Here is a 23,060-nt window from a genome sequence, read left to right on the forward strand (position 1 = left end):
CGCGCCGCTTGCAGCCGGCCACGAATTCAGGCCACCTCCACTCAACTGACCACGACGATGCGCGCATGCTGCTTGCGCCCGGCCGACAGCACCCATTCTCCGTTTTCTCCAGCCAGCACCGCATCGGCATCCGGCGCCGTTACGCCATCGAGCCGCAAGCCGCCGCCCGCCGCCAGCCGGCGCGCCGCACCACGCGATGCGGCCAATCCGGACTCCACCGCCAGTTCGGCCAGCGTCACGCCGGCAGCCAGGCGCGCTGCATCGAGCACGCAGGTCGGCATGTCGGCGCGCTCGCCGCCGCCGAAGGCGCCGGCCGCCGCCCGCTGCGCCGACTCCAGCGCGTCCGGTCCATGTGCCAGCAGCGTCGCCTGGTTGGCCAGCACGATCTTGGCTTCGTTCAGTTCCGCGCCCTGCAGCGCGCCCAGGCGCCGCACTTCATCCATCGGCAGCTCGGTGAACAAGGCCAGGAAGCGCCCCACGTCGCGGTCGTCGACATTGCGCCAGAACTGCCAGAAGCCGTACGGCGCCAGGCGATGGGCGTTGAGCCACACGGCGCCGTCGGCCGACTTGCCCATCTTCTTGCCGTCGGCGGTGGCCAGCAGCGGCATGGTCAGGCCGTACAGGTCGAGCGAGGACTGGCGCCGTCCGAGGTCGATGCCGTTGATGATGTTGGCCCATTGGTCGGCGCCGCCGATCTGCAGCGTGCAGCCGTGGCGGCGCGCCAGTTCGGTGAAGTCGTAGGCCTGCAGCAGGGTGTAGCCGAATTCGAGGAACGACAGCGAATGCTCCAGGCGCGAGCGGATCGCGTCGAACGTCAGCATGCGGTTGACGCTGAAGTGGCGTCCCACCTTGCCCAGGAAATCGAGGTAGCCCAGGCCGTCCAGCCATTCGGCGTTGTCGACCACCGGCACCTCAAGGCCGAGGTAGCGCGTGAAGGCGCTGCGGATGCCGTCGATGTTGGCGGCGATGCTGGCCTCGTCCAGCACCGGGCGCGAGGTGTCGCGAAAGCTCGGGTCGCCGATGCGGGTGGTGGCGCCGCCGATCAGCAGCATCGGCGTATGGCCGGCGCGCTGCAGCCAGCGCATCAGCATCAGGCCCTGCAGGTGGCCGACGTGCAGGCTGTCGGCGGTGGCGTCGAAACCGAGGTAGGCGGTGACGGGCGCCCTGGCCATGCTCTGGCGCAGGCCGGCGACGTCGGTGCACTGGTGGATGAAGCCGCGTTCTTGCAGCAGGTCGAGTACGTCGGAAGTAGTGGACATGTGGTCTCCAGGTGGTGGAACGCCCAAGGGAGACCGGTTTGCCCGTGTGATGTCCGCCTCAGGCGGACCGGGTTGCGTGATAGCCCCTACCGCCGTGTGGTGCGGTAGGAATAATAGGCAGCGATGGCGCTGGCGAGGATGATCACGATGAAAGGCATGGGGCCATGTTAGCCGCAGCATTGCGCTGCGGTCAAGTAGGGTTGGCGGCTATGCCGCCGACGCGGCGGCCGGCGCTCCGGTGATAGTTTGCAGCGAGATCATCCGGCGCGACATCGGAGCCAGCAGCGATCCCGCGTCGGCGGCGTAGCCGCCAACCCTACGTTAACGGCAGGCCGCCGTCCGTTCAAGCTTTACTTGGCCTTGAACAGCGCTTCCAGCCGATCCCTGGTACCGGCAATACGCTCCAGACGCGGATAGCGCAGGCCGTCCTTGTAATCGAGCGAGATGGTGCGCAGGTTGTTCCCCTTCTTCACCAACAGTTCGATCGGACCCTTGCCATCCTTGGCGTCGCGCACCGCGGCCTTCAGCACTTCGCCCTTGTACACGCGGTTGTTGACCGCGACGATGGTGGTGTTGGCTGCCAGCCCCGCACGGAAGCCGACGCCGTCCCAGATCACGCCGGTCACGCCGCCATCCGCACGCACCGAGAAGCCGAGCGAATAGGTGAAGTCGGCGCTCTTGCTGCGTTCTTCGGCGGCGCGGCCGGCGTCGCTCGGGGTGTCGGTGTAGACCAGCTTCCAGCCGGCGCGCGCCAGGCCGTCGAGCGGAGCGCCCGGGCCGTGGCCGTCCAGGCGGGTGCGCAGGAACGGCGCCCAGTCGAACTTCTGCACCTTGTTCAGTGCCGCGACCACGTCGTTGAAGCTGTAGTACAGCGCGTCGACGCGTCCGTTTTCGACGCCGAAGAAACCGCGCGCGAAGTCTTCCAGGCTGCGCTTCTCGCCCGAGAGCTCGCGGATCCTGGTGTCGACGTCGAGCCAGATCAGCATGCCCTCGGTGTAGTAGTCCTCGCTGCGCTGCCAGTTGCCCCAGCCGATCGGACGGCGGCCGTTGATGATCGGGTCGTTCACCGTGTCCTGCATCGCTCGCCAGTCGCGGCCCTGCGTGTTGTCGTAGCGCGCGGCGTCGATCGCCAGCGCGTCGCGTGCATGGCTCTGCGACACCAGGCCCGAACGCGCGGCCAGCACCTTGCCCCAGAACTGGGTCTGGCCTTCGTACACCCACAGCAGTTCGTTCTGCAGCGGGGTGTTGAAGTTGGGGACGTCCTGGCCGGCAGGGCGGCGGAACTTGCCGTTCCAGGAGTGGACGAATTCGTGCGGCAGCAGTTCGCGTCCGGCTTCGTTGCGGTTCCATTCGGTGAAGTAGCCGAGCTTGACGCCATTCTCGCTCGACTGGTGGTGCTCGCGGCCGATGCCGCCGAATTCGTCCGAGATCGCGAACAGGAAGTCGTAGTGCTTGTAGTGGGTCGAGCCGAACAGCTTGATGGCCTGGTCGACCATGGCGCGGTGCAGCGCGATCTGTTCCGGCTTGGCTTCCAGGTTCTCGGCGTTGTCGGCGACCACGTTCAGCATCACCGGCACCTTGGCGCCCGGCGCCAGGTCGATGCGCTTGAAGTGGCGGCCGGCGAACAGCGGCGAATCGACCAGGGTGTCGAAGTCGTGCGGCTTGAAGCGTACCTCGTCGCCGGTGCGGCCTTCGACTTCCAGCGCGCTGGCGAACTGCCAGTCCTTTGGCAGCGTCAGGGTCGGCTGCACCGTGATGCGGCGCGCGTCGTAGCCGGCCGGGTACAGCGCCACCGATTGCCACTGCACGCCGAGGATGTCGTCGGTCATGGTGATGCGGCCTTGCGAGGTATCGAGCGGCGACAGGAACTGGTATTCGGCTTCCAGCGTGGCCGCGCCCTGCGGCACGTTGACGTGGAAGGCATACACGTTGACCGGGTCGCGCGTCCACTCGACCGGCTTGCCGCCGGCGCTGAACTTCAGGCCCGCGAGCTGGGTCAGCGGAATATTGGGGCCGTGGTTACCCGGCGCCCATTGCGGATACAGGAGCGTCATTGGGCCCGGACGCGCCGGCATCGACAGGCGCATGCGGAACACCTGCTGCGACAGGTTGGATGCATCGACGTGCAGCGCGATGGTGCCCGGATAGGCAGCCTTGCCCACGGCCGGGACGGCGGAGCCAGGGGCCGCGACAGGAGCGGCGAGGGTGGCGGCTGCAGCGGGGAAGGCGAGTGCGAGAGCGAAGGCGAGGGCGCCGGCCGGACGGGCGGCGGGGGCGAGGAAACGACGGGATGCGGTCATGGTGGAGGCAGGAAAACTAGGCACAAGCGAACGAGTGTAGCACGGCGCCAAACGCAAATTTCCTTGTCATTTCCACTGAAACATGTTGCAAACAATATTCGATAAATTGGCTAAAAATCCGTATTTCATAAGTCTTGAAAATGCCCTGGCGTGGCATTAGATTGGTTCCAACGGATGCTCAACGAGGTCCGTCACTTATCGCTTAACTTCACAAGGATATGAATATCATGCGTACTTTTGACCTGACTCCCCTGTACCGTTCCGCCATCGGCTTCGATCGTCTGGCCAACCTGCTCGAGCAACGCGCCGAAGCGCAACCGAGCTACCCGCCGTACAACATCGAACTGGTGAGCGAAGACGAATACCGCATCGTGATGGCCCTGGCCGGCTTCTCGCGCGACGAAGTCGAAATCGTCACCGAGCGTGACAGCCTGGTGGTCACCGGCCGCAAGCTGAAGGACACCACCCAGCGTACCTTCCTGCACCGCGGCATCGCGGCGCGCGACTTCGAACAGCGCTTCCAGCTGGCGAACCACGTGAAGGTCACCACCGCGTCGTTCGACAACGGCATGCTCACCATCGAACTGGTGCGCGAAGTGCCGGAAGCCCTCAAGCCGCGCAAGATCGCCATCGGCGACGCGCAGGGCAACACCGGCAACGTCAAGACCCTGGAACAGCGCGAAGCCGCTTAACTAACAACGCTTGACCGGACGCCCTGGCTGATACCTCGGTAGTCGTTTGAAAGAAGGGCGCTCACATGGGCGCCCTTTGCACGTCCGGATCAGGTATTCCCGCGTAGGGTTGGCGGCTACGCCGCCGACGCGTTCAACGCACGTGTAAGGTTCGAAATGCGTCACAGCGGCACATGCACTGGTGGACCGCGTCGGCGGCAAAGTCGCCAACCCTACTTAAGTGCGCTTTAAGACAGTCCTTTAATAAATTAAGTATTGTCTAAGGCTCATGCGGGAAGATACGTTTCATCGATAGTCCACATCGTCGATTCAACATACTTCATCAGGAGCACACACCATGTCGAACCCTAGTGCCGTTACTGCCATCACTGCCAAACGCCTCACGCTGGCCCTGTGTGCCGCGGGTGTCATTGGCGGCGCGGTCGGTGCAATCGCAGTCAATCACAATAACGTCAAGGCCGAAGCCGCGCCTGCCGTTGCAGCAGCCGCTCCTGCGCCTGCACCGGCTCCCGCGCCCGCACCGGCGGCCGCGGTCGGCGCGCCTTCGAGCACGGTCGCACTTCCCGATTTCACGCGCATCGCCGCGCAGAACGGCAAGGCGGTGGTCAACATCCGCGTGGTCGGTTCGACCAAGGTCGCCAACCGTGGCGGCGGCATGCCGAGCCTCGACCCCAGCCACCCGTTCTATGAATTCTTCAAGCAGTTTCAGGACCCGCGCTACGGTGGTGAGCGCGGCGGTCGTGAAGCTCCCGTTTTCGGCGCCGGATCGGGCTTCATCGTAAGCCCGGACGGCGTCATCCTTACCAACGCCCACGTCGTGCAGAACGCCGACGAAGTCACCGTCAAGCTGCAGGACCGCCGCGAATTCCGCGCCAAGGTCCTCGGCTCCGACCCGCGTACCGACGTGGCCGTGCTCAAGATCGACGCCAAGAACCTGCCGGTCACGCCGATCGGCAAATCGAAGTCGCTGCAGGTGGGCGAGTGGGTGCTGGCCATCGGTTCGCCGTTCGGCCTGGAGAGCACCGTCACCGCCGGCGTGGTCAGCACCACCGGCCGCTCGCTGCCGGACAGCACGGTGCCGTTCATCCAGACCGACGTCGCCGTCAACCCCGGCAACTCGGGTGGCCCGCTGCTCAACACCCGCGGCGAAGTGGTCGGCATCAACTCGCAGATCTACAGCCAGACCGGCGGCTACCAGGGCCTGTCGTTCTCGATCCCGATCGACCTGGCGGTACGCATCAAGGACCAGATCGTCGCCACCGGCAAGGTGCAGCATGCCAAGCTCGGTGTGAGCGTGCAGGAAGTCGGCCAGAGCTTCGCCGATTCGTTCAAGCTCGAGTCGCCCGAGGGCGCCCTGATTTCGAGCGTGGAGCGCGGCAGCGCCGCCGAGAAGGCCGGCCTGAAGTCGGGCGACGTGATCCGCCGTGCGAATGGACAGGCCATCATCGGCTCGGGCGACCTGCCGGGCATGCTGGCCTTGTCCAAGCCGGGCGAACGCGTGGCGCTGGACGTCTGGCGCGACGGCAAGCTGGTGCGCATCGATGCGACCCTGGCCGACGCCAGCGAGAAGCCCAAGCGTGGCGAGCGCGAAGAAGTCGCGTCGCTCGACAACAGCGCCAAGCTGGGCTTGAGCCTGCGTACGCTGGAACCGGTCGAACGGCGCCAGAGCGGCATCGCCGCCGGGCTGGTGATCGAGGACGCCTCGGGCGCCGCCGCGATCGCGGGCATCGAACCGGGCGACGTGCTCATCTCGGTCAACGGCCGTCCGGTCAACTCGGTCGAGCAGGTGCGCGAGGTGATGTCCAAGGCCAGCAAGTCGGTGGCCTTGCTGATCCAGCGCGGGAGTGACAAAATCTTCATTCCGGTGCGGATCGGTTAAGGAAGCTCGGCGTCCTTCCAGCGCACCGGTTCAGAAACAACGGAAATCTCATGCGACTGCTGCTGGTGGAAGACGATACGATGATCGGCGAAGTGGTGCTCGACCTGCTCAGGGCCGAGCACTACGCCGTCGACTGGGTCAAGGACGGCGAGATGGCCGACACGGCCCTGATGCAGAACCAGAACTACGACCTGGTGCTGCTCGACCTGGGGCTGCCGCGCAAGGATGGCCTCGACGTGCTGCGCTCGATGCGCTCGCGCAAGGACCGCACCCCGGTGCTGGTCGCCACCGCGCGCGACTCGGTGCCGCAGCGGATCGCCGGGCTGGACGCCGGCGCCGACGACTACGTTCTCAAACCCTACGACCTCGACGAACTGCTGGCGCGCATCCGCGCGCTGTCGCGGCGCGCCGCCGGCCGCGCCGAACCGGTCTTCGAATACCGCAACATCAGCGTCAATCCCGCCACCCGCGAAGTGCTGGTGGACGGCGCCAACGTCTCGCTGTCGGCGCGCGAATGGGCGGTGCTGGAGGCCCTGGTGGCGCGTCCCGGCGCCGTGCTGTCGCGCGCCCAGCTCGAAGAAAAGCTGTACAGCTGGCGCGATGAAGTCTCCAGCAATGCGGTCGAGGTGTACATCCACGGCCTGCGCAAGAAGCTCGGCAGCGACTTGATCCAGAACGTGCGCGGCGTGGGCTACATGGTTCCCAAAGTATGAAAATGACGCACTCGCTGCGCGGGCGCCTGCTGTGGTTCCTGCTCGCCGCGATCACCCTGGCCGCGGTGGCCCAGGCCACCATCGCCTACCGCACGGCGCTGCACGACGCCGACCAGATCTTCGACTACCACATGCAGCAGATGGCGCTGTCGCTGCGCTCCGGCACGCCGCTGTCGAACAACGAAGGGCGCGCCCGCGCCGAAGCCGACAGCGCCAGCGGCAACGACGACATGGTGGTGCAGATGTGGTCCCCGGACGGCGTGCAGATGTTCCACAGCGTCTCGCGCGCGCGCCTGCCGCAGCGCGCGGTGCTCGGCTTTTCCAACGTGCGCGCCAACGGCACCACCTACCGCGTATTCTCGATCCAGACCGCCAACCAGACGGTGCAGGTGGCGCAGGATCTGGCCGTGCGCCGCAACATGGCCGGCAACCTGGCCCTGCGCACGTTGGGGCCGGTGGCGGTGATGATGCCGATCCTGATGCTGGTGGTGTGGTGGGTGGTCAGCGGTTCGCTCAAACCCGTGGCGCGGGTGCGCTCGCAGCTGGCGTCGCGCCAGGCCGACGATCTGTCGCCGGTGTCCGATAACGGCCTGCCGGACGAAGTGCGGCCGGTGGTGCAGGAGCTGAACCTGCTGTTCGGCCGCGTGCAGGCCGCCTTCGACGCCCAGCAGCATTTCGTGGCCGACGCCGCGCACGAGTTGCGTACGCCGCTGGCCGCGCTGCGCCTGCAAGCGCAAAGCCTGGACCGCGCCGACAATCCCGAAACCCGGCGCATCGCAGTGGGCCGCCTCACCGCCGGCATCGACCGCGCCACGCGCCTGGTCGAGCAATTGCTGGTGCTGGCGCGCCAGGAAGCCAGCGCCCAGGGCGGCGCGGCGCCACGGCCGGTGGACCTGGCCGACCTGGCGCGGCGCACGGTGGCCGACCTGGCCGGCGTGGCCGCCAACAAGGGCGTCGACCTGGGCGTGCAGCAGGCCGACCCGGCCACCATCGACGGCCAGCCGGAGGCGCTGCAGATCCTGCTGCGCAACCTGGTCGACAACGCGGTCAAGTACACGCCGGGCGGCGGCACCGTCGACATCGGCGTGCATGCCGAGGGCGGGCGGATCACCGTGCAGGTCGAGGACAGCGGCCCGGGCATCCCGTTTGACGAACGCGAACGCGTGTTCGACCGCTTCTACCGCGTGGCCGGCAGCGAAGCCGCCGGCAGCGGGCTTGGGCTGGCGATCATCAAGGCCATCGCCGAGCGCCACGGCGCCACGCTGGCGCTGGACCAGTCCGGGCGGCTGGGCGGGCTGAAGGCGACCGTTACTTTTAATATGCAGGGACCGGCGCAGGCGTCAGCTCAGCAACCGAGTTCGCGGTAGCGCTTGCGCAGGCTCTGGGCATCCTGCTCGAGCGACTCCATCACGCCGCGCGCGCCGCCACGCCGTTCGGTTTCTTCGTTGGCGCGGATCGCGGCGTCGATGCGGCCGCATTCGCGTCTGGCCGACGCCTTGAGCGGCTTGCGGCGCGGCGTGGTTTCCTTCTCGGCGGCGCGTGCCTGGTGCGCCTGGGGCGCCTGGGCCTTGCCGGCGTCGCGCGCTCCATCCAGGGCGTGGGCGGGGAGGAATGCCGATAGCAATAGCATGCCGCCGGCGAGCGCGCCGGCAGCCACGGTGCGGGCTGGTGTCACGATGATGGTCTCCGTTGCTTGTAATTGTTGTCGCCGAGGGGCGGGCATCTTCGTACGGACGAACGCAGCAGGATACCGCATCCGGCGCCTGACAATATACTGAATTGTCACCGCAGGCAGCGCATATGCAGCGTGTGAGCACTCACGGTAGAATGGCCGGTTTGGCGGCGCACGGGCGCCGCCGTGCAAGCTGACGAGGAAGCGATGAAGAAAAAGTTGTTGGTGGCCACCGCAGCGATGGCGGTGAGTGCGGTGCAGGCCCAGGAAGTGATCAAGATCGGCCACGCGGCCGCCGTGACCGGCCAGGTGGCCTACTTCGGCAAGGATACCGAGAATGGCGCGCGCATGGCGATCGAAGCGCTCAACGCGCGTGGCGTGACGATCGGCGGCAAGAAGGTGACCTTCCAGCTGATGGCCGAAGACGACGGCGGCGATCCGAAGCAGGCCACCAGCGTGGCGCAGAAGCTGGTCGATGCCAGGATCAACGGCATGGTCGGCCACGAGACCTCGGGCACCACCATTCCGGCCTCGAAGATCTACTACAACGCCGGCATCCCGCAGATCTCGCCGTCGACCACCAGCCCGAAATACACCCAGCAAGGCTACAACACCACCTTCCGCGTAGTGGCCAACGACGTGCAGCTGGGCCAGGCGCTGGGCCGCTACGCGACCGGCACCATGAAGGTGCGCCGCGTCGCCGTGGTCGACGACCGCACCGCCTACGGCCAGGGCCTGGTGACCGAGTTCTCGCGCAGCCTGCAGAAGCAGGGCGGCAGCGTGGTGGCGCGCGAATTCACGCACGAAAAGGCGACCGACTTCAGCACCATCATCACCCGCATCCGCGCCAGCAAGCCGGACATGGTCTTCTTCGGTGGAATGAGCGCCACCGCCGGCCCGATGCTGCGCCAGATGAAGCAGCTGGGCATGAACGTGCGCCTGATGGGCGGCGACGGCATCTGCTCGGACGAGATCTTCAAACTGTCGGGCGGCACCATGGCCGACGGCCAGGTGGTGTGCGCGGAAGCGGGCGGTGTGCAGGGCGAGGCCAAGGTCGGCATGGACAAGTTCCGCGCCGATTACAAGAAGCGCTTCGGGATCGACGTGCAGATCAATGCGCCGTATGCCTACGATGCGGTGATGACCATGGCCGAGGCGATGGTGAAGGCCGGGTCGTCGGCGCCGGCCAAGTATCTGCCGGTGCTGGCCAGGATTCAGTACAAGGGTGTGACCGGGCCGATCGCGTTCGATGAACGTGGCGATGTGCGCGATGGCACCGTGACGCTGTACGGTTTCAAAGGCGGCAAGCGGTCGGTGATTACCGTGACCAAGTAATACGTGAAGCTGCTGCCGGCTGCGCCGGCAGCAGCTTCACGTGAACGAAGGCGTCAGGCGCTTCAGTCGCCCGGCCCTTCGCCCGGCATCGTGTCGGCCATCAGGCGCAACTCATCCGGCGTCAATTCTTCCGGCTTCTTGTCCTTCAGCCCATCGGTGTCGAGGTGCTGCGCTTCCGCGTCCGGTTGCTGCGCCGCGTCCTTTTCCTGTTCTTTCGCTTGCTGTTCAGTGCTCATGCTGTCCTCCATGAAACGAATGTCGATGAAGGCCAGTGTGGCATAGAGCCGCTTCGAGCGGCGTCCAGAACGCTAGCGCCGGGCAGGCGGCAGCACGTGGCGGAAGGTCGGCTCGATGCCCAGCGCATGCAGATGGCGCACGATGTCTTCCAGCGTCGCATCCTTGAGCAGCAGGCCGTCCGCCGGCGCAGGCGATGTACGAGACACCGGCGGATGAGCGGGCGCGAACTCGACCTCCGGCGTGTGCAGCGCCGGCACCAGCGCCAGGCTGGCCTGCGGCCCGTCGCCCTCCGGCTGCAGCAGTGCCAGCGCATTCGTGAACTGCGCTTCGTCGATGCTTTCCAGTCCCTCCAGGAAGCCGGCTTGTCCGCCGGATGGCGGCATCATCTCCAGCCCCGGCTCGTCGGCGAACGAGACGCCCATGCCCGGATGGATGAACGCGGCCCAGCGCCCGGTGCGCGGATGCAGGCAGGGCGGCAGCGCGACCGGTGCCAGCACGTGGTCGGGCGCCAGCTCGGTGTCGGGGAAGTAGGCGTCGCGCAGGCGTTCCAGGAAGGCCTGGGCCTGCTCGGACGGCACCGGCGTGGCCAGCGACAGCCACAGGTAATAGGCGTCGCCGCCCGAAATGCTGACCGCCGGCGCGGGGAAACCCAGGCGCTCCTGCAGTGCGTTGGCGACCTCGCACAGCTGGTTCCAGTGGGCGTCGTCCTGCGCGCCCTTGGCCTTGCGGAACGGGATCATCATGGCGCGCGTCAGGCCGTCGCTGCCGGTCAGGCTGACCGGCACGTTCTGTTCGCCCTGCAGGTGCTGCGCCAGCAGTTCGGGGGCGAGTGCGCCGGCCGGCAGGTAAAGCCTCATCAGTTCTGCAATCAGTTTGTCCATGGTGTTCGGCTGCGAAGGTAAAAGATGGCGCCATTCTTGCACAAGCGCGTGCATGGCCCGGCGCACAAAAGAAAACGGCCCGCGAGGATCGCGGGCCGCAGTGCTCGAACGCGAGCCGGTCAGTGCATCAGAACCGGTGCGCCAGACGCGCGAACATCGCCGCGCCGTTCAGGCCGAACTGCACGCTCTCGTACTTGAAGCCGTTGTCGGTCTCGTTCGGATCCTGGCGCGTCGGCTTGACGTCGAAGATGTTGGTGCCGCCCACCGTCAGGCGGGTCTTGTCGCTGAAGGCCCAGGTGAACGACAGGTCGGCCGAGGTCTTGGCTTCATAGTGCTGGTTCGGCACCGGCTGGCCCGAGAAGGTACCCAGCGTCTGCTGACCGTAGTGGATCACGCGCAGCGAGGTCTCGAGCTGGCCCTGCGTCCAGTCGAAGCCCAGCGTGGCCTTGCGGCGCGGCGCGCCTTCTTCGATGAACAGGCGTTCGCGCTCGGACAGCAGCACGTCCTCGAAACCGGCCAGGCTCGATGGCGCCTTCACGCGCTGCACTTCGGTCTTGCTGAAGTTCAGGGCCAGGTAGGTGTTCAGGCGGCCGATGCCGACGGTGGCGCGGTTCGACACGGTCAGGTCCAGGCCTTGCGTCTTGGTGTCGACCGAGTTGACGAAGAACTGCGCCTGGCCCACGCCCAGCTGTTGCAGCGTCGCGCCCAGTGCCGGGAAGTTGTCGGCGTCGAAGCGGCCCGACAGCACGATGCGGTCGTCGATGTCGATGCGGTACAGGTCGGCCGTGAGCGAAGTCGATTGGGTCGGCGCCCAGGTCAGGCCCAGCGTGTAGCTCTTCGATTCCTCTTCCTTGAGCTGCGGGATGCCGGCGGCATTGGCCACGCGCCCGCCGTTCGGCGCCAGCACCACGTCCAGCGGCTGGCCGCTGACGAAGTCGGTGAAGGTCGACGAGAAGTACATCTGCTGCAGCGACGGCGCACGAAAACCCGTGCTGGCCGAAGCGCGCAGCAGCACCTGCGGATTGATGCGGTATGCGCCGGCCAGCTTGCCGGTGGTGGTCGAGCCGAAGTCCGAATAGCGCTCGTAGCGCAGCGCGGTCTGCAGCTTGAAGCGGTCGGTGAGGTCGGTTTCGACGTCGATATAGGCCGCGCTGCTGTGGCGGTCGGCGTCGGTCTCGTCGCCCGGCTGGAAGCCCGGGAAGCCCTGGCTGCCGGCATTGCCGCCCACGCCCACGCCGTCGGCGTCGATATACGAACCCGCTTCGCCGGCGAAGATCTTGTAGTTTTCGCGGCGGTGTTCGAGGCCGAAGGCGACGTTCATGCCCTGCGCCACGCCGCTGTAGAAGCGGCTGATATCGAGGTTGGTGGTGGCCTGGCGGAACGAGAAGCCGCCGGCATTGAAGCTGCTGGCGCTAGTGCCGGCGCCGCCGTTGGTCAGGTCCAGGTTGGCGATCGACGCGTTCAGGGTATTCGCGATGTCGTACTTCAGGCGGTTGTAGCCGTAGGTCTGCGACAGGTCGGCATTCCATTCGCCCATCGTCCAGCGGTAGCCGACGGTGCCCCAGCGGTCGTCGAGGTCGCCATTGATGAAGGGGACGAAGCCGTTCGGGTACATCGCGGCAGAGTTACGCGACGGGATGTCTTCCGAACCCAGGCCTTCGCGCGCCCAGGCGGCCGACGATGCGTCGCGCTTCTGCACGCCGGCGGTGAAGTAGAACTTGTTGCCCGGACCGGCCGGGAAGTCGCCGTTCAGGTACACGGTCTGGTTTTCGGACTTGGTGTCGCCGATGATGCGCGGGTTGCCCGGTTCCGAGCGGTTCGAGCGGCCGCGGTCATAGTATTCGCCGGTGATGCCCAGCACGCCGCCCGCCACGGCCACGCCGCAGTAGGCCGAGGCCAGCCAGTTCTCGCCGTCGCCGGCGGTGTACTGGCCGTAGCCCACCACTGATTCGCAGCCCAGGTTTTTCTTGAGGTCGATGTTGATCACGCCGGCGATCGCGTCCGAGCCGTATTGGGCAGCGGCGCCGTCGCGCAGCACCTGCACTTCGCGGATCGCCATCAGCGGGATCGCGTTCATGTCGGTGCCGGTGTTGCCGCGGTTGCGCGCGCCGAACAGGTTCACCAGCGCCACCGTGTGGCGGCGCTTGCCGTTGACCAGCACCAGGGTCTGGTCCGAACCCAGGCCGCGCAGGGCCGCCGAGTCGATCAGGTCGGCGCCGTCGGCGCCGGTCTGGCGGGTCGAGTTGAACGACGGAGACAGGGTGGCCAGGGCCTGGGCCAGGTCGAACTGGCCGCCTTGCTCGGCCGCCTTGGTCATCGGGATAAAGTCGACCGCGACCGGGGTGTCGGTGGCGGAAGCGACGCCGACGCGGCGCGAACCGACCACGCTGACGCTGGGGACCACGTCGCCGGCCTGGACGCCAGGGGCGGCCGGGGTGGCGAGGGTGTTCTGGGCGATGGCCGGGAAGGCGGCGAGGGCGGTGCTGCCGTACAAGGCCAGCAACAGCGAGCGAGACATTATTTTCAGGTTAGGCACGATTTTCTCCGAAGGAAATTCGGAGTTTAATCGCTTGATCCTTCGATAACCATCGCACTGTAGCATTAATGCAACGTTGTAGAGCTATAACTCTAGCCCATGCATAAGCCCGCGACAAAAGGTGACAAAGCGAAGACAGATGGTGACATCGGACGCTTCATGGGAGCGCTTCCACGCGCCCGCCGACCAGCACCGCGCCGTCTTCGATGCGGGTGCGGATCAGGCAATCGCGCCCGCTCGCCTTGCCCTGGCGTAGCGTCAGTCCGCGTCCCAGCAGCACGCTAAGGGCGCCGGCCGCGACGCCGGTGGCGCTGTCTTCCAGGCGCGGGTCAAGGTGGTTGAAGTTGCGGCCTTCGAAGACGTCGTCCGCGTGACGGCACCAGGCATACATGCCATTCACGCCAGTGTTTTTGCTCCAGGCGGCGATGGCTTCCAGGTCCGGCGCCAGCGCATGCAGTTCGGCCGCGGTGCGCACTTCGACCAGCAGCTTGGGACTGCCGACCGAGGCCACCTGCGCCGCGCCGGTGAGGGCCGCATCGGACACGCGCAGCAGGCGCGGGATCAAGCCGGGGTCCAGCGCGGGTTGCGCTACCTCCTGCGGCGCCAGGCGCACGAACAGGTCGTCACCGATGCGCGCCAGGCCGAGTTCCTGTCCATGCACCGCAGTGCGTACCGTCAGCGGTACTGCGGCGCCGTGACGCGCGAACAGCAGCTGCGCCGCCGCCAGCGTGGCATGCAGGCACAAGGGACTGCGCGTGTGCGGATAGTAGAAGTCGACGGTTGCGGCGATACCGTCCTGCGGCGCCGGATCGATCCAGACGCAGGTGGTATTGCGTTCGCGTGCAAAGGCTTGCCGCGCCGCTGCGGGCGAGGCGTCGTCTTCGATCACCAGGGCCGGATTACCGTCGCCGGGCGCGGCGCCGAAGCAACGCAATGCATGCGCAGTGTATGAAGGAAGCACGAGAATCCTTGTCAGGTTGGCTAGTCGGTTATACTGTGTTTTTATACAGTATTTGCTGTTCTGTCAGCATTGTAGCCCATGCCTGAATTCCAGCCGCCGTCATCCCAGGTACTGCCGCCCTATGCCGAGTTGTTCTGCCTGTCGAACTTCTCGTTTTTGCAGGGCGCCTCGCATGCCGAGGAACTGGTGGCGCGCGCGGCGCAGCTGGGCTACTTCGCATTGGCGCTGACCGACGAATGCTCGCTGGCCGGTGTGGTGCGTGCCCATGCCGAAGCCAAGAAGACCGGCCTGCCACTGATCGTCGGCGCCCATTTCCATTTGAAGGACCCGGATGGCGGCGCGGCGCCATCCCTGATTTTGCTGGCGCAGAACCGCGAGGGCTACGGCAACCTGTCCGAACTGATCACGCTCGGGCGCACCCGCAGCGAGAAGGGCACCTATTACCTGACACCCGGCGACCTGGCCGACCCGGCGCCGGCCAGCGCCCACCTGCGCCACATGCCCGATTGCCTGGCGATCCTGCTGCCGCCCTATCCGGGCCACGAGGCAAAGGACGTCGACCGCTTGCACGCGCAGGCCGCGTGGGTGGCCGCCACCTTCCCGGGGCGTGCCTGGCTGGGGCTGAACCTGCTGCACCGCGCCTTCGACGACGCCCACCGCGCCACGGTGGAAGAGGTGGGATGGCAGCACGGCCTGCCGATCGTGGCGCTCGGCCACGTGTGCATGCACGTGCGCTCGCGCAAACCCTTGCAGGACACGCTCACCGCCACCCGTCTGGGCAAACCGGTGGCGCAGTGCGGCTATGGCCTGGCGCAGAACGCCGAACAGCACCTGCGTGCGCGCCTGCGCCTGGCCAACCTGTATTCGCGCGAGGCGCTGGCCGAGACGGTGCGCATCGCGCGCCTGTGCACTTTTTCGCTCGACGAGCTGCGCTACGAGTATCCCGATGAAGTAGTCCCGCCCGGCCACGACGCCAGCAGCTACCTGCGCAGCGAGACCTGGATCGGCGCCCATCGCCGGTTCACCGCCGGCATCCCGGCCAAGGTGCAGGCCCAGATCGAGCACGAGCTGGCGCTGATCGCCGAGATGCGTTATGAGCATTACTTCCTGACCGTGTACGACATCGTGCGCTTCGCGCGCTCGCAGGAGATCCTGTGCCAGGGCCGCGGCTCGGCCGCCAACTCAGCGGTGTGCTACTGCCTAGGCATCACCGAGGTCGATCCGGCGCGCGCCAGTCTGCTGTTCGAACGTTTCATCTCGAAGGAGCGCAACGAGCCGCCCGACATCGACGTCGACTTCGAGCACCAGCGGCGCGAAGAAGTCATCCAGTACATCTACCGCAAGTACGGGCGCGAACGGGCGGCGCTGGCGGCGGTGGTGATCAGCTACCGGCCCAAGAGCGCGCTGCGCGACAGCGGGCGTGCGCTCGGCATCGATCTCGCCATCGTCGAGAAGGTGGCCAAGACCCATCACTGGTTCGACAGCCGCGCCGATTTGCTGGGGCGCCTGGCCGAGAGCGGTCTCGATCCCGACGCGCCGCTGTCGCGCCAGTGGGCGACCTTGGCGCAGTCGCTGCTGAACTTCCCGCGCCACCTGTCGCAGCATCCGGGCGGCTTCGTGATCGCGCGCGGCAAGCTCTCGCGCCTGGTGCCGATCGAGAACGCGGCGATGGCGGAGCGCAGCGTGATCCAGTGGGACAAGAACGACCTCGAAGAGCTGGGCCTGATGAAGGTCGACGTGCTGGCGCTGGGCATGCTGTCGATGATGCGGCGCGGGCTGGAACTGGTCGGCCTGCGCCACGGTGAAGTGTTCGAGATGCAGGACATCCCGGCCGACGATACGGCCACCTACGACATGATCTGCAATGCCGACACGGTGGGCGTGTTCCAGATCGAGTCGCGCGCGCAGATGAGCATGTTGCCGCGCATGCGGCCGCGCCAGTTCTATGACCTGGTGATCGAGGTGGCGGTGGTGCGGCCCGGGCCGATCCAGGGTGGCATGGTGCATCCGTATCTGCGCCGGCGCCAGGGGCTGGAGCCGGTGCACTATCCGAGCGCCGAGATGAAGGTAGCACTGGAGCGCACGCTGGGCGTGCCGATCTTCCAGGAACAGGTGATGCAGGTGGCGATCCTGGGCGCCGGCTTCACGCCGGGCGAGGCCGATCAGCTGCGCCGCGCGATGGCGGCCTGGAAGCGCAAGGGCGGGCTGGAACAGTATTACAACCGCATCGTCGGCGGCATGCTGGAACGCGGCTACACCCAGGAATTCGCGGAAGCGATCTTCAGCCAGATCCAGGGCTTCGGCGAATACGGTTTTCCCGAATCGCACGCGGCCAGCTTCGCGCTGCTGGCGTATGCCAGTTCCTGGCTCAAGTGCCACGAGCCGGCAGCGTTTCTGTGCGCGCTGCTCAACAGCCAGCCGATGGGTTTCTACAGTCCGTCGCAACTGGTGCAGGACGCGCGCCGCCACGGCATCGAGGTGCGGCCGGTGGACGTCACGGTCAGTGGCTGGGATTCGACGCTGGAAGAATACGACCCCGAGGACCGCTCGCGCCAGCCGGCGGTGCGGCTTGGCTTGTCGCTCCAGCGCGGCATGAATCAGGACGCGGCCGAGCGCATCGAGCAGGCGCGCGCGGCGCAGCCGTTCGACAGCGTGGCCGACCTGGCGCGCCGCGCGCAGCTCGACCGCGGCGACCTGCAAGTGCTGGCCGCGGCCAACGCGCTGCAATCGCTGGCCGGGCACCGGCGCGAAGCGCTGTGGCAGGCGTCCGGCGCGGCGCCCGACAAGGACTTGCTGCGTCCGACCGTACCGCGCGAAGAGACGCCCAGCCTGGTGGCGCCGAGCGAGGGCGAGGAGATCGTCGGCGACTACCGCGCGCAGGGGCTGACGCTGGGCCGCCATCCGCTGGCGCTGCTGCGCGAGCGTTTGCTGAAACAGCGCTTCATGCCGGCATCCGACCTGATGACCTTCCAGAACGGCCAGCTGGCGCGCGCCTGCGGCCTGGTCACCGTGCGCCAGCGGCCCGGCACCGCCAAGGGCGTGCTGTTCATGACGCTGGAAGACGAAACCGGCAACATCAACGTGATCGTGTGGCCGACGCTGGTGGAGCAGCAGCGGCGCGAGGTACTGAACGCACCGCTGCTCGGGGTGTACGGGGTGTGGCAGAAGGAGGGCGAGGTGCGCCACCTGGTGGCCAAGCGGCTGGTCGATCTGTCGCACCTGCTGGGCGGGCTGGATGCGCGCAGCCGCGATTTTTGTTGAGCTGCCAACCCTACGCGGCGAGGCGCAGCGATGCCGTGCGCCGGCCTTCCAGCTGAAACACCGCCAGCGCCTGCGCCACGTCGTCGGCCTGGCGCGCCAGGGCAGCTGCTGCTGCGGCGGATTCCTCGACCAGCGCCGCATTCTGCTGGGTGATGGTGTCGAGCTGGTTGACCGCGCCGTTGACCTGGCCCAGGCCGCCCGACTGCTCGCGCGTGGCGGTGGCGATGTCGTCCATCACGCGGGTGACGTCGCCCACCGCGCTCACCACTTCGCCGATCGCGGCGCCGGCGGCGACACTCAGGCGGCTGCCGTTGTCGACAGTGGCGATCGAGGCGTCGATCAGCGCCTTGATCTCTTTGGCCGCCGCTGCGCTGCGCTGGGCCAGCGTGCGCACTTCGCCCGCCACCACCGCAAAGCCGCGGCCCTGCTCGCCGGCGCGCGCCGCTTCCACCGCGGCGTTCAGGGCCAGGATGTTGGTCTGGAAGGCGATGCCGTCGATCATGCCGACGATGTCGAGCACCTTGTGCGACGAAGCGCTGATCGCGTCCATCGTGCTCACCACTTCCGCTACCCGGCGCTGGCCGTCGCCGGCCACCGTCGCCGCGCGTGCCGCCAGCGCGTTGGCCGAGCTGACGCCGTCGGCGCTGTGGCCGACGTTGCGCGTGAGCTGCTCCATGCTGGCCGCGGTCTCCTGCAGGCTCGATGCCTGCGACTCGGTGCGGCTCGACAGGTCCATGTTGCCGCTGGCGATTTCGCCGCTGGTATGGCGGATCTCGTCGAAGTTGGCGCGTACGTCGCCGATCACGCTGAACAGATTCACCGCCGACTGGCGCAGCGCGGCGATCAGCTGGCCCATCTCGTCGTCGCGGCGCGGCGCGATGCGGCAGGTGAGGTCGCCGCCGGCCAGGCTGCGCGCGAAGACGCCGGCTTCGGCCAGGGGCGAGAGCACGTTGCGGCGCAGGCTCGACCACAGACCAAGCACCAGCACCAGGCAAGCCAGCGGCGCTGCCGAGGTCCATGCCGGCAAGCCGGCCTGCCAGCAGGCCAGCGTGAGCGCGGCCAGCAGCGCGCTGACGGCGCTCATGCCGCCATTGACCTGGGCGCGCAGCGGCAGGCGGCCCAGCGCGGCCATGCGCCCGGCCAGGCCGCTGCGCTCGACGCGGCCATTGCGCAGGACCAGGCGGCGCGGATTGCCGGCCTTGAACTCGGCGTACAGCGCCGCCGCTTGCGTCACCTGTTCGCGCGTCGGTGCGGTGCGTACCGACATGTAGCCGGCCGGACGGCCGTTCTCCAGCACCGGGGTGACGTTGGCATAGACCCAGTAATGGTCGCCGTTCTTGCAGCGGTTCTTGACCATGCCGCTCCACGGGCGGCCGGCGCGGATCGATTGCCACATGTCGGCGAAGGCTTCGACCGGCATGTCGGGATGGCGCAGGATGTTCTGCGGCGCGCCGATCAGTTCTTCTTCGCTGTAGCCGCTGATCTGCACGAAGTACGGGTTGGCATAGCGGATATTCCCCTGCAGGTCGGTGGTGGACACGATGGTCTTGCCTTCGCCGAGCAGGATTTCATTGGCGGTGACCGGGGTGTTGAGACGCATGCGGGTTTCTCTCCAGCGAAGGGCAGGATTGCCTGTTCGCAATAAGTATAAACCCTACAGTTGCTGGGGTGAAACGATATTGACCCGAGAATTCGGCAAATTCAGCAGGAATACAACAGCGTGACAGGAGTGCAACGAACTCGGATGACCCAGCTCAGTCCAGCTTCACCGGCAAGTGATACTGGCCGGCGCCGATCGCGCGCCCGGTGTCGGGGTGCGAGGGAATCACCGACACGTAATACACGCCTGCCGCCAGCTCGCGCGGCGGCTGCAGCGCGACGCGCACCGCTTCGCCGGCGCCGAGCACCAATGCCGGCGCCACGCTCTCGGCCAGCTGCGCGCCATGTTCGTCGGCGACGACCAGCATCGGCGCGAAGGTGCGCGACGATGCCGTGGCGTGATTGGTGATGGTGGCTTCGATCGTCAGGCGCCCGCTGCCGGGACGCACGCGTATTCCGCTGACGCCGACCGCCCCGGCTTCGGCCAGCAGCGGCGCGATGCGCAGGGTGCGTTCGCCGCCGAAGGGCACCAGGGAAATGCCGTCCGGCGCCAGCGCGGCGCCGCTCGCGATCGTGGCATTGGCGCGCAGGAAGGACGCGAACTGCGCGCGTGCCTGGTCCAGCAGCACATCGTTGTCGAGGCGGTCGATCGCCATGCCGTCGCCCAGCGTGTACAGGCGGTCTTGGCCCAGGTAGGCCATGCCGGAGATGAAGTCACTCAGTTCGGTCCTGGTCTGCTTGAGCGGAATCGCGTGCAGGTTGCGCAGCGACGGCTCGGTATCCAGGCCGGCGCCAAGCCACGTCACTTGCGCCGGGGTCTTGATGCGGTGATTGTTGGACAGGTAGGCCAAGAGCGCCGGCGCCAGGTCGAACTGCGACGACACCGACTTGATCGCGCGCGGCGCCTTCAGCTGCGGCGAGTACACGATCAGCGGCACGTGGTAGCGCTCCAGGCGCGTCTGCATCGGCAGCTCGGGCAGGCGATGATCGCCGGTGATGACGAAGATGGTGTTGTCGTAGCCGGGCAGGCTCTTGGCCTCTTCGAAGAACATGCGCAGCGCGTCGTCCATGTACATGATACTGGCGAAGACGTCGCGCTGTTCGGTGTACACCGGCAGCGGCGGCAGGCGGCGCGTGGCCACGCGGCGCTCGACCCGCTCGCGCCACGCGGCCTGGTCGGGGAAGGTGAACGGGTTGTGCATGCCGGTGGTCTGGACGATGGTCAGCGCCGGCGCGGCACCGAGAGCGCGTTCGCGCTCCAGCACCATGCGCATCAGGTCGCGGTCGCCGTAGCCCCATTCGTTGGCGCACACGTAAGGAGGGCCGAAATCACGCTCGCTGACGATCTGCTCGACGCCCATCGCGCGCAGCACCTGGGTCTCGTTGTCGAACTCCACGTTGGAGCCGGTGTAGAAGCGGGTGGCGTAGCCTTGCTCCTTGAGCACCGACGGCAGCGAAGCATGGCGCGGGATGCGCTCGCCCAGCGCCGCCATGCCGCCTTCGCCGAACGGCAGCGAACCGAATACCGAAGTCAGGACGCCGAAGGTACGGCCCTGCGGCGCCAGGAAGTTTTCGAAGTACAGGCTGCGCCCGGCCAGCGCGTCGAGGAAGGGCGTGAAGCTGCCCAGGCGCGCGCCGGGGCCGGAGAAGGTGCGGCCCAGGCCTTCGACAATGATGAACACCAGCTTGGGCGGCGTGCTCCAGCCGGTGGCGGGCTTGAACAGGGGGCCGAGCGTGTCCGGCGTGCGTTCGGCGCGCAGGAAGGGATACTGCGGATCGGCGCCTTGCCACGGCGCCCGGTCCGGTGCCTGCGCCACCGCGCGCGCAGGTGCGGCGCCGGCCAGCCAGTCCAGGCTGCGGTCTGCGAACCAGGCACTTTTGTTGACCAGGAAATCGCGTTCGGCATCGCTCTCCACCACGCGCGGCGTGTAGTGGCCCGGCAGCACGGCGAAGGCCAGCACGCTGGCGCCGAGCGCCGCCAGCACGCCGAGGCGGCCGGCGCGCGGCCAGGCGAAACGCTCGATGAGCAGCAGCAGGGTCCATAGCACGGCCAGCGCCAGCAGCAGAGCGCCCGCCAGGCGAGCGTCGAACGCCATGCCGGCGGCCACGGTCTTGCCGATCTCGCCCGGCGCATAGCCGAACAGGTCGGCGCCGAGCGGCACGCCGGCGCTCCAGTGGTATTGCAGCAGGGCCGCGTGCGCGCACAGCAGCACGCTCCAGCCGGCGCCGAGCAGCACCGTGCGCAGGCGGCGCGACGTGGTCAATGCCAGCGGCAGCGCGGCCAGCAGGATCAGGAAGGCGTAGCGCAGCAGCGCCAGCGCGTCGTTGCCGACGGCGGCGCCGAACAGCGTCGATTGCGGCATGCCGGCGGCGCCGGCGTGGATACTCTCGGCGATGCGCAGGCACAGCCAGGCGGCGGCCAATGCCGGCAGCGCAGCCAGCGCATGAGCAAGTGCATGCGCCAGTGCGCCGCCGATGGCGCCGGCAGTGCGCGGCGGTGCTGTCACGGCCGTCACCATCGGCGATACAGCGCGAACGTCACGCCCCGTTCACGGCCCGCGCCGCCGTCGCGCGACAGGCTGGCGCCGAAGCGCCCGCCCCAGTCGCGCGTGAAGTAATGCAGCACGTCGATGCCGCCGCCGCCCGAACGCGTGCGTCCGCCGGTCAGGGACAGCGCGTCGTCGCTGCGGCCGCGGTTGACGCGCAGCTCGACGTAGCTGTCGGCGTCGCCGCGGTAATAGTAGCGGCCCAGCAGGCGATCGCCCGAACCGTGCGATCCTTCGGAGACGATGTTCTGGTGGCGCAGCTGCAGATAGAAGTTGCCGACGTAGCGCGCGATGCCGACGCCGTAGATGTTCACGCGTTGGTCGAAGCCGAGCACGTCGTCGCTGAGCGAGAGTTCCCAGCCGCGTCCGAGCGCCTGGTACAGCTCCACGCGGCCGGCGTTGGCCGGGAACAGGCGCGCGCCCGGCGCCTTCTGGTAGCGCAGGTTGGCATAGGCACCGCGCCACAGGTCGACGTAGGCGTCCAGGGCCCAGGCGTGCCCGGTCTGCTCGAAGCGGTGCGCGCGCAGGGTCTCGAAGGCGAGCGAGCCGCCGCGCAGGTAGTGGCGCACGCTCAGCGTCTGCTCGTTCCAGCGCGGGGTGTCGCCGACGTCGAGCCAGGACGAGGACAGGTTGGCCAGCCAGCTGTAGCCGGCGGCGATCGCGGCATCGGGGCTGGCGGCGCGCTGCTGCGCGATGGCCGGCGGTTCTTGCGTGACGGGCGCCGCATCGGCTTCACCACTTTGTACGGCGGCACGCGCCGCGCGATGTGCTGGAACGTCCGGCTGCAGCGCGATCAGGCGGTCGTAGGCCGCGATCGCCTGCTGTGGGCGCGCGCTCCAGCGATACAGGTCGGCCAGCGCCGACCACACATCGGCATAGTCGGGCGCCACGCGCGCCGCCGCCGTCAGGTCGGCTTCGGCTTCATCCCAGCGTTCCAGGCGCGAATACACGATGCCGCGTCCCAGCAGCACGTCGGCGTTGCCGGGCGAGCGCGCCAGCAGGGCACTGTACTCGGCCAGCGCCAGTTCGGGCTGGCCGCCGTTGGCATGTTCGCGCGCACGTGCATAGGCCGCCTCGAACGAGACGGCGGCATCGGCTTGCGGCGCCGGGGCGCTGGCGGGTGGCGGCTGAAAATCGACGAACATGGACGCGTTGGGTAAACAATGGCGGCACTCTGCCGCAGGGGCTG

The 23,060-nt window shown here is 67.6% G+C and carries 16 protein-coding genes; 6 read left to right on the plus strand and 10 right to left on the minus strand.

Going from position 1 to position 23,060, the window contains the following annotated elements; translation table 11 throughout:
* Window positions 1-41: 41 nt before the first annotated feature.
* Window positions 42-1,259 carry a tyrosine--tRNA ligase gene (gene tyrS / locus RTQ83_RS19445; protein ID WP_312518139.1) on the minus strand — a complete coding sequence of 406 codons (1,218 nt, stop codon included), beginning with the start codon at window positions 1,257-1,259 and terminating at the stop codon, window positions 42-44.
* Window positions 1,260-1,609: 350 nt separating this feature from the next.
* Window positions 1,610-3,559, minus strand: a complete 1,950-nt coding sequence (locus RTQ83_RS19450) for a peptidase M61 (protein WP_312518141.1) — start codon at window positions 3,557-3,559, stop codon at window positions 1,610-1,612.
* 227 nt (window positions 3,560-3,786) lie between these two features.
* On the opposite strand from RTQ83_RS19450, the gene RTQ83_RS19455 reads away from it, so the two are divergent.
* The 4 genes from RTQ83_RS19455 to RTQ83_RS19470 all read left to right on the plus strand — a co-directional run bounded on the left by RTQ83_RS19455 (window position 3,787) and on the right by RTQ83_RS19470 (window position 8,210).
* Window positions 3,787-4,251: an Hsp20 family protein gene (locus tag RTQ83_RS19455; protein WP_312518144.1), complete on the plus strand. Its 465-nt coding sequence runs from the start codon at window positions 3,787-3,789 to the stop codon at window positions 4,249-4,251.
* A gap of 337 nt (window positions 4,252-4,588) precedes the next feature.
* Window positions 4,589-6,130: a Do family serine endopeptidase gene (locus RTQ83_RS19460; protein ID WP_312518146.1), complete on the plus strand. Its 1,542-nt coding sequence runs from the start codon at window positions 4,589-4,591 to the stop codon at window positions 6,128-6,130.
* A 50-nt stretch (window positions 6,131-6,180) separates the two neighbouring features.
* Window positions 6,181-6,843, plus strand: a complete 663-nt coding sequence (locus tag RTQ83_RS19465) for a response regulator transcription factor (RefSeq protein ID WP_312518149.1) — start codon at window positions 6,181-6,183, stop codon at window positions 6,841-6,843.
* Complete coding sequence (locus tag RTQ83_RS19470; protein ID WP_312518152.1) at window positions 6,840-8,210, plus strand: ATP-binding protein; 1,371 nt, start codon at window positions 6,840-6,842, stop codon at window positions 8,208-8,210. Before RTQ83_RS19465 ends, RTQ83_RS19470 begins: the two co-directional genes overlap by 4 nt.
* Here the strand turns inward: RTQ83_RS19470 and RTQ83_RS19475 are convergent.
* Window positions 8,189-8,518 (minus strand): hypothetical protein, encoded by a 330-nt coding sequence (locus RTQ83_RS19475; RefSeq protein WP_312518155.1) that lies wholly within the window; start codon window positions 8,516-8,518, stop codon window positions 8,189-8,191. The genes RTQ83_RS19470 and RTQ83_RS19475 overlap by 22 nt on opposite strands.
* Window positions 8,519-8,722: 204 nt before the next feature.
* On the opposite strand from RTQ83_RS19475, the gene RTQ83_RS19480 reads away from it, so the two are divergent.
* Window positions 8,723-9,850, plus strand: coding sequence for a branched-chain amino acid ABC transporter substrate-binding protein (locus RTQ83_RS19480; protein ID WP_312518158.1), 1,128 nt, complete (start codon window positions 8,723-8,725; stop codon window positions 9,848-9,850).
* 62 nt (window positions 9,851-9,912) lie between these two features.
* Here the strand turns inward: RTQ83_RS19480 and RTQ83_RS19485 are convergent, their stop codons facing one another.
* The 4 genes from RTQ83_RS19485 to RTQ83_RS19500 form a co-directional block, all read right to left on the minus strand.
* On the minus strand, window positions 9,913-10,086 hold the full coding sequence (locus tag RTQ83_RS19485) for a hypothetical protein (protein WP_312518161.1): 174 nt from the start codon (window positions 10,084-10,086) through the stop codon (window positions 9,913-9,915).
* A gap of 72 nt (window positions 10,087-10,158) precedes the next feature.
* Entirely contained in the window at window positions 10,159-10,968 is an 810-nt protein-coding gene (locus RTQ83_RS19490) for a hypothetical protein (protein ID WP_312518163.1), read from the minus strand.
* A gap of 127 nt (window positions 10,969-11,095) precedes the next feature.
* The gene (locus RTQ83_RS19495; RefSeq protein ID WP_312518166.1) at window positions 11,096-13,486 is read right to left on the minus strand and encodes a TonB-dependent receptor; all 2,391 of its coding nucleotides are present in this window, start codon (window positions 13,484-13,486) and stop codon (window positions 11,096-11,098) included.
* A gap of 175 nt (window positions 13,487-13,661) precedes the next feature.
* Window positions 13,662-14,465, minus strand: coding sequence for a PhzF family phenazine biosynthesis protein (locus tag RTQ83_RS19500; protein ID WP_312518169.1), 804 nt, complete (start codon window positions 14,463-14,465; stop codon window positions 13,662-13,664).
* Window positions 14,466-14,543: 78 nt separating this feature from the next.
* On the opposite strand from RTQ83_RS19500, the gene RTQ83_RS19505 reads away from it, so the two are divergent.
* On the plus strand, window positions 14,544-17,726 hold the full coding sequence (locus tag RTQ83_RS19505; protein ID WP_312518171.1) for an error-prone DNA polymerase: 3,183 nt from the start codon (window positions 14,544-14,546) through the stop codon (window positions 17,724-17,726).
* Between the two features lie 10 nt (window positions 17,727-17,736).
* On the opposite strand, the gene RTQ83_RS19510 is transcribed toward RTQ83_RS19505, so the two are convergent.
* The 3 genes from RTQ83_RS19510 to RTQ83_RS19520 all read right to left on the minus strand — a co-directional run bounded on the left by RTQ83_RS19510 (window position 17,737) and on the right by RTQ83_RS19520 (window position 23,016).
* Window positions 17,737-19,326: a methyl-accepting chemotaxis protein gene (locus RTQ83_RS19510; RefSeq protein WP_312518174.1), complete on the minus strand. Its 1,590-nt coding sequence runs from the start codon at window positions 19,324-19,326 to the stop codon at window positions 17,737-17,739.
* A 154-nt stretch (window positions 19,327-19,480) separates the two neighbouring features.
* Window positions 19,481-21,832, minus strand: a complete 2,352-nt coding sequence (locus RTQ83_RS19515) for an LTA synthase family protein (RefSeq protein ID WP_312518177.1) — start codon at window positions 21,830-21,832, stop codon at window positions 19,481-19,483.
* Window positions 21,833-21,837: 5 nt separating this feature from the next.
* Window positions 21,838-23,016 carry a YaiO family outer membrane beta-barrel protein gene (locus RTQ83_RS19520; protein WP_312518180.1) on the minus strand — a complete coding sequence of 393 codons (1,179 nt, stop codon included), beginning with the start codon at window positions 23,014-23,016 and terminating at the stop codon, window positions 21,838-21,840.
* Window positions 23,017-23,060: the final 44 nt, after the last annotated feature.

Source organism: Massilia sp., from assembly GCF_031995545.1.
Classification (GTDB): Bacteria; Pseudomonadota; Gammaproteobacteria; order Burkholderiales; family Burkholderiaceae_D; genus Telluria.